Genomic DNA, 10,671 nt, shown 5'->3' with positions numbered 1-10,671 from the left:
TTGGCCGGCCCACGCAGCGTCTGGGCCGGCCAACGGCCGGCGCTACCGATGCTGCAAACTCGCGCGGACGCCGAACGGTCATAATCGCGCCCTGATCTGTCGCCTCTGACCTGATGACCGCCACTGCCCTGCCCGCCTCCGACGACTTCCTCGGCCACCCCAAGGGCGTCTACGTCTGCTTCTTCACCGAGATGTGGGAGCGCTTCTCCTTCTACGGCATGAAGGCGCTGCTGCTGTTGTACCTGACCAAGTACCACCTGTTCGGGGACAAGGCCGGGCTGGACCTGCTGGGGGCGTACGGCGGGCTGGTGTACTGCATTCCGGTGTTCGGCGGGTTGCTGGCCGATCGCTGGCTGGGCATGCGCAAGGCGGTGGTGTTCGGCGGGGTGTTGCTCGTGCTTGGGCACCTGGGCATGGCCTTCGAGGGTCACCAGGCCACCCGGGTCAACGGCGAGGTGGTGCGCGATACCACCGCCCTGGGCGTGACCTACCTGTCGCTGGCCCTGATCATCATGGGCGTGGGCTTCCTCAAGCCCAACATCTCCACCATCGTCGGCAAGCTCTACCCGGAGAACGATCCGCGCCGCGATTCCGGCTTCTCGCTGTTCTATGCCGGCATCAACCTGGGCGCACTGTTCGCCTCGCTGGTGTGCGGCTTCCTGGGCGAGGCCTATGGATGGAAGTACGGCTTCGGCGCAGCCGGCATCGGCATGGTGGTGGGGCTGGCGATGTTCCTGTGGGGCCAGAAGTATCTGCAGGGTCACGCAGAGCCTGCTGATGCGCGTGCGCTGCGCGAACGCGTATTGGGCCTGCCGCGCGAATGGCTGATCTATGCCGTCGCCGTGCTGGGCGTCGTGCCGGTCGCGGCGCTGATGTGGGCGGCCGCCAACGGGGCCTTCGCGCTGGGCGGAGAAATCAGCCTGGCCCTGATGCTGATGATCGTGGTGCTGGGCGGCGTGCTGCTGTGGTTTGCCTGGTTCACCGGCACCCGCTGCACGCCGGTGCAGCGCCAGCAGATGATCGCGCTGATGGCGCTGATCTTCATGGCGCTGGTGTTCTTCACCTTGTACGAGCAGACGTATGGCTCGTGGGTGACCTTTACCGACCGCATGCTGACCAAGGACCTGGTGCCGGCGCTGGTGATCCAGGGCGGCACGCCACTGCCGTGGTCGATCGCCTCGCTGCTGCTGGCACCGCTGGGCTTCGTGGTGGCCGCGCGTCTGTCCGAACGCAATCCGGGATCCAGTGCCCCACGCAATCTGTTCGTCGTGATCGTCGCACTGATGCTGGTGATGTTGATCCGCGACTGTCTGGTGATTCCGCAGACCGCAGGTTCGCTCACCTACCTGGGCGGACTGTTCCTGGTGGTGCTCGCGCCCCTGTTCGCCGCACTCTGGGCCTGGCTGGACCGCCGTCGCCTGGATCCGAACAAGCCACTGAAATCCTCCTTCGGGCTGGTCTTCGCCGCTTTGTCCTTCGTGCCGCTGGCACTGGCGGCACAGCAGGTCGGGGCCACCGGACAGATGGCCAGCGTGTGGTGGCTGGTGCTGGCCTACCTGGTGCTGGAAATCGGTGAGATGTGCCTGTCACCGGTCGGCCTGTCAGCGGTCACCCAGCTGGCCGCGCCGCGCGTGGTCAGCTTGATGATGGGCACCTGGTTCCTCGCCACGGCGTTCTCGGAAACGCTGGCGGCGCTGTTCGGCAAGCTCGCGGCGATTGAGGTGCCCGAAGGTGAGACCTTGAACATCGCCACGGCGGCCGCCAGCTACGAGCACCTGTTCTGGCTGCTGATGTGGATCGGACTGGGGTGTGCGGTGCTTGCCCTGCTAAGCGCACCGCTGTTGCGCAGGATGATGCACGGCGTCCGCTAGCGCCGGCTGTTGGCCGGCGCCAGCGATGGCCGCTGTTACGGCTGCGCCGCAGCCGCAGCGGTTTGTCCACCGAGGCTGCGCGAGAGGAACGCCAGCAGCTTGCTGTAGTACTCACGACGATGCGGGTCGGTGTAGAAACCGTGGCCCTCGGTGGGGTAATACAGCGATTCCACCGGTACTCCGGCCTTCTTCAGCGCGGCCTCCATGCGCTTGGTGTGCTGCTCGGGCGCACGCTGGTCTTCGCCGCCTGCGGCGAGGAACACCGGCACCTTGATGCTTCCGGCCAGATTCACCGGCGACACCGCGCCCAGCGTTTTGGGATCGCCGATCCACTCCTTCAGATAGGTTTCGCCAGAGCCACGTTGCTGGATGTCACCGGTGGTGTGCATCAGCGGCAGGTCGTACACGCCGACATAGCCGGCGGCGCACTTGTACAGGCCGGGTTCGCGTGCGGCCCCCATCAGCGCTGCATAGGCGCCATAGCTGGCCCCGTAGATGCAGATGCGCGCTGCGTCGGCATGCCCGTTTTCAATGGCCCATCGGGTGGCGTCGGTGATGTCGTCCTGCATGGATGCGCCCCACTGCTTGGCACCGGCCGCCTCATGCGCACGGCCGAAATTGCCTGAGCCGCGGAAGTTCAACTGCAGCACGGAATAACCGGCAGCGGCCAGCAACTGGGACTCACGGTCGTAACTGCCGTCGTCGAAGACCGAGAACGGGCCGCCATGCGGCATCACCACCATCGGCGTGCGACCGGTGGCACCGGCCGGCGTGGTCAGGTAACCATGCAGGGGCATGCCATCGCGGGCCTTGAACGCGAAGGCCTGGACCTTGGCGCTCTTCTCCGGGTCCACCCAGTCGCTGCGGCTGATCAGGTGGTCGGCCTTTTTCTCCACGGTGTCGAAGATGTAGAAATCGCCCGGGTTGCGACCTGACCAGGTTTCCACCAGCACGTGCCGACCGTCGCGGGTGCTGGAGGTGATGAACACCGCATCGCCGCCGAAGGCCGCCTCCAGGCTGCGATACAGACGCGCATCGGCCGACTGCTCGTTGAAGAAGCGGGTGCGCGGCTTGTCGCCGAGGAACAATGCGCCCACCGGAATGCGCGTGCCGGGGCGGAAGATCAGCTGGTTCGGATCAACCACCGGATCGCGCAGCACCTCCACGCGGGCGTCAGTGAGCGGATCCCAGCTGACAATGGCATCCGGACCGTTGGGCTGCTCCACCCGCAGATAGGCCAGCTTTCCGTCTTCGGAGAAGCCCTGCGCCGACTCGATGCGGCCGGTGACGGCTTCGTCGTTGATCAACTTCCAGGTGGAACCCTTGGCTTCGCGGTAATAGAGCTTGTTGACGTTGTCCGAACCGGCACCGTGGGCGAAGCGGACTTCTCCCTGCAGGTCGCTGACAAAGTCGGCGCGGCGCACCGGCGAACGGGCCACGGTCTGACGGCGCCCGGAGGCGACATCCATCTTGTCGACACGGGTGAAGGGGTCTTCAGAGAACGGCCACACCGCGATCAACACGCTGCGGTCCTGCTGCGGCACCGAGTCGATCAGGAACGCCGCCACCGGTTCGACCTTCTTGGGCTGGATGCGGGTGCCCGGCCCCTGGCTTTCCACCCGGTAGCCCACCAGCAACTCACCGCGCCCGCCGTTGGCATTCATGGCGTACAACTCGCCGGTCGGCCGCGGCTCGTCGAGCGAGCCGAACTTTTCCGCCAGGCCGATCAGCACGCGCTCGTTGTTGACCCAGTCAAAACTGCTGGCATGGTTGTTGCGCGGCGGTACGAACGACCCTTCGATCTTGTTGGTGGCGCGACTGATGATGGCGACCGCGGTGCGGTCTTCCATCGGCACCGTGGCGGCGTAGTACTCACCGCCCGGCGACAGTTTGATGTCGGTGAACGAGTCGCGCTTGAGGTACGGCTCCAGATCCACTGCGGTGGCGGTCGCCACCGGCAGGCACAGCAGTGTCGCGGCGGCCACTGCCGCCAGAGTCGAGTAACGCATCCTTCCCCCGATTGATACCGGACACCTTGTCCGGTGAATTCTGATTCTATGCAGAAGCGCACGGCGGCAACCAGTGCGCGTGTCGGTTACGGCGTGGCAGCGGCCGTGGACGGCGTCGCGGTCCTGCCGCCCAGACTGCGCGACAGGAACGCCAGCAACCGCGTGTAGTACTCGCGCTGATGGGCCGGGGTATAGAACCCGTGGCCCTCGGTCTTGTAATACAGCGCCTCGACCGGCGTACCCGCCTTCTTCAGCGCGGCTTCCAGGCGGCGGGTATGCGCGATGGGCGCGCGCTCGTCCTCACCGCCCGCCGCCAGAAACACCGGAACCTTGATGTCCGCCGCACGTGCGATCACCGAGCGCGGTGCCAGGTCCTGCTCCGGGCCGACCCACTCGCGCAGATACGTCCGACCCGTCTTGCTGTCACCGGTATCGCCCCGGTTGTACATCATGGCCAGGTCGTACACCCCCACGTAACCCGCCGCACAGCGGTAAAGTCCCGGCTCGCGGATGGCCCCCATCATCGCGGCATACGCCCCGTAGCTGGCCCCATAGAGACAGACGCGATCGCGATCGGCAATGCCCTGATCGATCACCCAGCGGGTGGCATCGGTGACATCGTCCTGCATGGTCCCTCCCCACTGCCGCTTGCCCGCCGTGGTGTGGGCAAAGCCATAGTTTGAAGAACCGCGGAAGTTGATCTGCAGCACCGCGTAACCCGCATCGGCCAGCAACTGCGTCTCGCGTTCGTAACTGCCGTCGTCGAACACACCGAACGGCCCGCCATGGGGCAGCACCACCAGCGGCAGGCGCTTCGGCTCCTTGCCGTGTGGCACGGTCAGATAGCCGTGCAACGGTAGACCGTCGCGGGCCTTGAGTGACACCGGCTGCACGTGGGCGGTGGTTTCGGCGTCAATCCAGTGGCTGCGACTGGTCAGCAGCGAAGCGTGCTTTTTGACGGTGTCGTACAGATAGAAGTCGCCGGGATTGCGGCCGGACCACGTCCGCACCAGGACCAGCCCCCCATCGCGCGTACTGGAGGTGATGAACAGCGGCGACTTCAAGGCGGCTTCCAGGCTGCGATACAGCCGCGCAGTGCTGGACCCTTCGTCGAAGAAGCGGGTGTGCGGGGTGTCGCCGAAGAACAGCGCCCCGACCGGAATGCGGGTACCGGGCTGGTAGATGATCCGTCCGGGGTCCACCACCGCATCGCGCAGCACGGTGCGCCGTGCGTCGGTTTTCGGATCCCAGGCAACGATGGCGTCGGGGCCCTCGGGCTGCTCGACCAGCAGATAGGGCTGCCCCTCGGCCGAGAAACCGATGGGCACCTGTGTCCGACCGTAGGTGGTGGCCTCACTTATTTCGCGCCACTCCGAGCCCGCCTCGCGGTAATAGGCATGCCTCACCCGGTCATCAGCAAAGCCCGTGGCAAAGCGGACCTCGCCCTGGGCGTCGGTGCGGAAGGTCGCGCGGGGAATCGGCGAGCGCACCACCAACGTGCGCTTGCCGGTCAGGACATCCATGCGCTCCACCTGGGACGAGGCCTTGGTGGAGAACAGGCTGACTTCGATCAGCGCCGTGCTGTCGCCCACGGGGGCGGCATCCATCAAATCCGCGGCAATGCCCCAGGCCTGCCGGGTCTCGGCGTGGTTGCCGGATGCCACGCTGCCCTTGCGGTACCCGACCAGCAGTTCGCCGTCCTGGCCGTCGGCATTGATGCCATAGAGTTCGCCGGTGGCCTGCGGCGCATCCAGACGGCCGAACTTCTTCGCCAGCCCGATCACCAGCCGCTGGTCGCTGAACCACTCGAAGGTGTCGGCATGGTTGTGCTTCTGTGGCCGGAAGGCACCTACCAGCTGCATGTCGCTGCAGCGCAGGATCGCCACGGCGGTGGAGTCCCCCATCGGCACGGTCGCCGCGAGGTACTGGCCCGTGGGCGAGAGTTTCATGTCGTTGAAGGTTTCCTCGCGCAGGAACCGCTCCAGGTCCACCGCGCCGGCGGTTGCCGACAGCCCGCCACAAACCGTGCCCAGCAGCACGGCCATCATCATCCTGCGCATCCATTCCCCCCCGGGACCGGACCCCATGTCCGGATGGGCGATTCTAGACACAGTTGGAGCCGCACAAAAGAAAATGGCACCGCTTGCGCGGTGCCATCGGTGGCCTGCACGGATGGAGAGAGGTATCAGTGCACGCCGCGGAACGCGAGGCTGAGCGCCAGCACCGACAGGATCACCGCGATGGTGCCGTCGAGGATGCGCCAGGTCTTGGGCTTGGTGAACAACGGGGCCAGCAGGCGCGCGCCCAGCCCCTGGGCGGTCAGCCACAGGCAGCTGGCGGTGACCACGCCGGCCGCGAACGCCATGCGCTCGTTGCCAAAATTGTCGGCAATCGAGCCGATCACCATCATGTCCAGCCAGAAGTGCGGGTTGATCAGCGAGAAGCCTACCGCGGCGGTCAGCACGGCGCGGCGCGACGTATTGTCGCTGTCATCCATCTGCAGGCCACCGGTACCGGCCAGCGCGCGGCGCGCCGACTGCCAGGCGTACCAGGCGAGGAAGGTCACGCCGCCCCACAGCACCACCGTGGTCAGCCACGGCAGCGCGCGGGTCAGGGTGTTCAGGCCGGCCACGCTGGCGAAGATGAAGATCGCATCGATCGCCGCACAGGTCGCCACCACCGGCACGATGTGCTTGCGCAGGATGCCCTGGCGCAGGATGAAGGCACTCTGCGCACCAACCACGGCGAACAGGCCGATGCCGGCAGCTGCGCCACTGAACCACGCGGCCAGACCGGGTCCGCCGGAGATGAGAGAGAACATGGGAGTACCGCCTGTCTTGCTGTGGGGGTGGTGCCTCGCCAAGGCGTACAGCACCGGATGGCGCGTATTGTCGCGCCGCAACATGAAAAAGTAGAGCTAAACTTGCTAAACCATCTTTAGCGGAACTTAAGACGATGCGCATCGACCATGCCCAGCTCCGGGCCCTGGCAGCGGTGATCCGCGAGGGCAGTTTCGAGCGCGCCGCACAGTCGCTCAATGTGACCGCCTCGGCCGTGTCGCAGCGGGTCAAAGCACTGGAGGACCGGGTCGGCCGGCTGCTGGTGAAGCGCTCCTCGCCGGCGGTGGCGACCGACGAAGGCCAGGTGCTGGTGCAATTGGCCGAGCAGACCGCCCTGCTGGAGCATGACGCGCTGCACCGGATGGGTATCGCCGACGAGGACCTGCCGCAGGCCAGCATTCCGGTGGCGGTAAACCACGACAGTCTGGAAACCTGGTTCACCGAGGCCGCCCTGCGCTTTGCCGAGCAGACCGGTACGACGCTGGACCTGCGCCTGGAGGACCAGGACCACACCGTGGCACTGCTGCGCCAGGGCGCGGTGCTGGGCGCGGTGACCACGCTGGACGAGCCGGTGCAGGGGTGCCAGATCCACCCGCTGGGCAGCATCCGCTATGCCGCCACCTGCACCCCGGCGTTTCACGAAAAGTACTTCGCCAAGGGGGTCAACGCGCAGTCGCTGGCACAGGCCCCGGTGCTGGTGTTCAACCGCAAGGACGACATGCAGGCACGTTTCGCCCGCCGGCTGGCGGGAGAGGAACTGCCGATGACCGCCCCGACCTGGTGGATCCCGTCCACCCGCGCCTTCGTGCAGGCCAACCTGGGCGGGCTGGGCTGGACCATGAATCCCCTGCCGCTGGTGAAGCGGCATCTGGAAGCCGGCCGGCTGGTGCTGATGAAGCCGCGTGCCTGGGAAGACGTGCCGCTGTACTGGCAGCACTGGAAGGGCGACGTAAAGACCATGGCCCTGCTGACCCGGGCGGTGCTGGCGGCGTCGACCGGCCTGGTGCGGAAGAAGCGTTGACATGGAACCCACCCGGCCGCGCGCAGCATCCGCGGCATGGACAGCGATCCGGTCTACCTGCACATCCGGGTGGTGCTGAGCATCATCCTGGGGCTGAGCATCACCACCCTGCTGCGCGGGCTGGCGCAGATCATCGAGAACCCGGCGCGCCGGGGCTGCTCGTGGCTGCACATCGCCTGGGTGCTGTGGGCGCTGATCTCGGTGGTGACCTTCTGGTGGTGGGAATTCCGGTTGATCCAGGTCCACCGCTGGACCTTCGGGCTGTATCTGTTCGTGCTGGCCTACTGCGCCAGCTGGTACCTGCTGTGCGTATTGCTGTTCCCCGACGACCTGCGCGATTACGACAGTTACGAGCACTACCTGCTGCAGCGTCGGGGCGGCTTCTTCGGCATGCTGGCGCTGGTCACCCTGCTGGACCTCGGCGACACCGCGATCAAGGGCCACAGCCGCTGGGTCATGCTGGGGGAGGCCTACCCCATCCACACCGCGGTGATGCTGACCGTGGCGGCGCTGGGCATGGCCAGCCGCCGTCGGGGCGTACACATGGCATTGGCGACAGCCGCGCTGGTGTACCAGTGCGGGTATTTCCTGGTCGAGTATTTCAGTCTGGCGGCGGATTGAGCGCTGGCGGCGCGCCACGCGATGCTGCGTTGCACCAAATCCGTACCGTTTCGGGCTAAAATCGCCCGCAGGATGCGCCAAACGGTTGTTTCTTCACGCTTCTTCCCCAGGGCGTGGTCATCCTCCTCCCATCTCCCCCTAAGAGATATCCATGAAAAAGTTAGCCAAGGTCGTCCTCGGCCTGCTCGTGCTGTTGCTGCTGGCAGCGGCCGTGTTCCTGTACTGGCCCCTGTACCAGCGTTCGGTCCCGGCGGCGGAAAACGACAAGCCGGTCGACGTCGTCCTGGTCGGCGGCGGCATCATGAGCATCACCCTTGCCACCTTCCTGCAGGAACTGCAGCCGGACTGGAACATCCAGGTCTATGAGCGCCTGAACGGCGTGGCGCTGGAAAGCAGCGACGGCTGGAACAACGCCGGCACCGGGCATTCGGCCTTCGCCGAACTGAACTACACGCCGGAGCTGCCGGACGGCAGCATCGAGACCAAGCGCGCGGTGGGCATTGCCGAGCAGTTCGAGGTCTCGCGCCAGTTCTGGTCGCACCAGGTGAAGGAAGGCCGGCTGAGCCAGCCGAGCGACTTCATCAATCCCACCCCGCACATGAGCTTCGTCTGGGGCGATGACAACATCGCCTACCTGCACAAGCGCCAGCAGGCGCTGTCGAAGAACCCGCTGTTCTACGGCATGCAGTACTCGGAAGACCCGGCGCAGATCAAGGCCTGGGCTCCGCTGCTGATGGAAGGCCGCGACCCGAAGCAGAAGGTGGCCGCGACCTGGATGCCGCTGGGCACGGACGTGAACTTCGGTGTGATCACCCGCCAGCTCACCGCCGGCCTGCAGCGCAGCCCGAACTTCAAGCTGCAGCTGGAGCATGAAGTGCGCGCGCTGCGTCAGAACGACGACAAGAGCTGGAACGTGACCGTGGCCGACCTGAAGTCGGGCACGGAATCGACGGTGAAGTCGCGCTTCGTGTTCATTGGTGCCGGCGGTGCAGCGCTGAAGCTGCTGCAGTTGTCGGGCATTCCGGAGTCGAAGAACTACGCGGGATTCCCGGTGGGCGGCCAGTTCCTGGCGTTCAAGAACCCGGCGATCGCTGGCCGTCACAGCGTCAAGGCCTACGGTATGGCCGAAACGGGTTCGCCGCCGATGTCGGTGCCGCACCTGGATGCACGCAAGCTGGACGGCAAGCCGGTGGTGCTGTTTGGGCCGTTCGCGCTGTACAGCACGAAGTTCCTGAAGCACGGCTCGTGGTTCGACCTGTATTCGTCGGTGAACCACAACAACGTGGTGCCGATGGTCGACGTGGGCCTGGAAAACCTGGACCTGGTGAAGTACCTGATGGGCCAGGCGCGTCTGGAAGATGCGGACCGTCAGGCCGAACTGGTGAAGTACTTCCCGACCGCCAAGCGCGAGGACTGGGAGCTGGTCACCGCCGGCCAGCGCGTGCAGATCATCAAGAAGGACCCGGAGAAGGGTTCGGTGCTGCAGTTCGGCACGGAGATCGTGACCGACAAGGACCACACCATTGCCGCCCTGCTGGGTGCCTCGCCGGGTGCCTCGACCTCGCCGCCGATCATGCTGGACCTGCTGAAGAAGGCCTTCCCGGAACAGATGGCGGCCGGCTGGGAAGCACGTCTGAAGGAAATCGTGCCGTCGTACGGGCGCAAGCTCAACGACAGCGCGGCGCTGACCAACGAGATCCGCGGCCAGACCAGCGCAGCGCTGAACCTGCCCTTCCTGGAAGTGCCGGCTGACACCAGCGCGGCGGTCATGCTGACCCCGCCGGCCCCGGCCGCACCTGCCGCTCCGGTCAAGGAAAAGCGCAACGCCAACGAAGAGATGCAGGCGCTGTAACCGCTGCATCGCTCGATGTGAGTCTCTTTAAACCGGCTTCCTATGGGAGCCGGTTTTTTATTGCCCGTGGACGGCTTACGTAGAGCCGGGCTCTGCCCGGCTGCTGTTGGTTTTTGGCGAACAGCCGGTGGTCATTGCTTCTCTGGCTTGGCGGATCGGGATGGGCGTTCCGGGGGACGCTGCAAGTACGTCCATGTAAGCTCGATCGCCGCATCCATGCGGCTCACGCCCCCTCCAGCCCACCCCGACCCGCCACGACAGTGCGTCGGTGGCCATCGAAGATCAAAAGCCCGCTCGCGGTTCCGGCCCGGTAGCGTCGGTCGACAGACGACGGCCGTGAAATTCCCAACATTCGTTGACGCATGACCCCGGATCGACACCGCCGTTGATCTGGCATTTCCCCATGGCTACCGACCATGTATCAAGGGGCCGGCGGGTGGGGGGTACGGGACCGTGA

The 10,671-nt window shown here is 65.8% G+C and carries 7 protein-coding genes; 4 read left to right on the top strand and 3 right to left on the bottom strand.

The features are described from left to right. The first annotated feature begins 113 nt into the window (after positions 1-113). A complete protein-coding gene (locus tag QMX83_RS17090; RefSeq protein ID WP_282297839.1) occupies positions 114-1,871 on the top strand; it encodes an oligopeptide:H+ symporter in 1,758 nt (585 codons plus the stop codon). Positions 1,872-1,906: 35 nt separating this feature from the next. On the opposite strand, the gene QMX83_RS17085 is transcribed toward QMX83_RS17090, so the two are convergent. The 3 genes from QMX83_RS17085 to QMX83_RS17075 all read right to left on the bottom strand — a co-directional run bounded on the left by QMX83_RS17085 (position 1,907) and on the right by QMX83_RS17075 (position 6,701). Then, entirely contained in the window at positions 1,907-3,880 is a 1,974-nt protein-coding gene (locus QMX83_RS17085; RefSeq protein ID WP_282297838.1) for a S9 family peptidase, read from the bottom strand. 86 nt (positions 3,881-3,966) lie between these two features. Further along, positions 3,967-5,940, bottom strand: a complete 1,974-nt coding sequence (locus QMX83_RS17080) for a S9 family peptidase (RefSeq protein ID WP_282297837.1) — start codon at positions 5,938-5,940, stop codon at positions 3,967-3,969. A gap of 125 nt (positions 5,941-6,065) precedes the next feature. Then, on the bottom strand, positions 6,066-6,701 hold the full coding sequence (locus tag QMX83_RS17075) for a LysE family transporter (RefSeq protein ID WP_282297836.1): 636 nt from the start codon (positions 6,699-6,701) through the stop codon (positions 6,066-6,068). 134 nt (positions 6,702-6,835) lie between these two features. On the opposite strand from QMX83_RS17075, the gene QMX83_RS17070 reads away from it, so the two are divergent. The 3 genes from QMX83_RS17070 to mqo all read left to right on the top strand — a co-directional run bounded on the left by QMX83_RS17070 (position 6,836) and on the right by mqo (position 10,214). Next, complete coding sequence (locus tag QMX83_RS17070; RefSeq protein WP_282297835.1) at positions 6,836-7,741, top strand: LysR family transcriptional regulator ArgP; 906 nt, start codon at positions 6,836-6,838, stop codon at positions 7,739-7,741. A gap of 36 nt (positions 7,742-7,777) precedes the next feature. Beyond that, positions 7,778-8,362, top strand: coding sequence for a hypothetical protein (locus tag QMX83_RS17065; RefSeq protein ID WP_282297834.1), 585 nt, complete (start codon positions 7,778-7,780; stop codon positions 8,360-8,362). 151 nt (positions 8,363-8,513) lie between these two features. Beyond that, on the top strand, positions 8,514-10,214 hold the full coding sequence (gene mqo, locus QMX83_RS17060) for a malate dehydrogenase (quinone) (RefSeq protein ID WP_282297833.1): 1,701 nt from the start codon (positions 8,514-8,516) through the stop codon (positions 10,212-10,214). The last annotated feature ends 457 nt before the right edge of the window (positions 10,215-10,671 follow it).

This window comes from Stenotrophomonas sp. PS02289 (genome assembly GCF_029960115.1).
Classification (GTDB): Bacteria; Pseudomonadota; Gammaproteobacteria; order Xanthomonadales; family Xanthomonadaceae; genus Stenotrophomonas.
The sequence above is the reverse complement of the archived record's forward strand: the minus strand, read 5'-3'. Positions and strand labels throughout refer to the sequence as shown.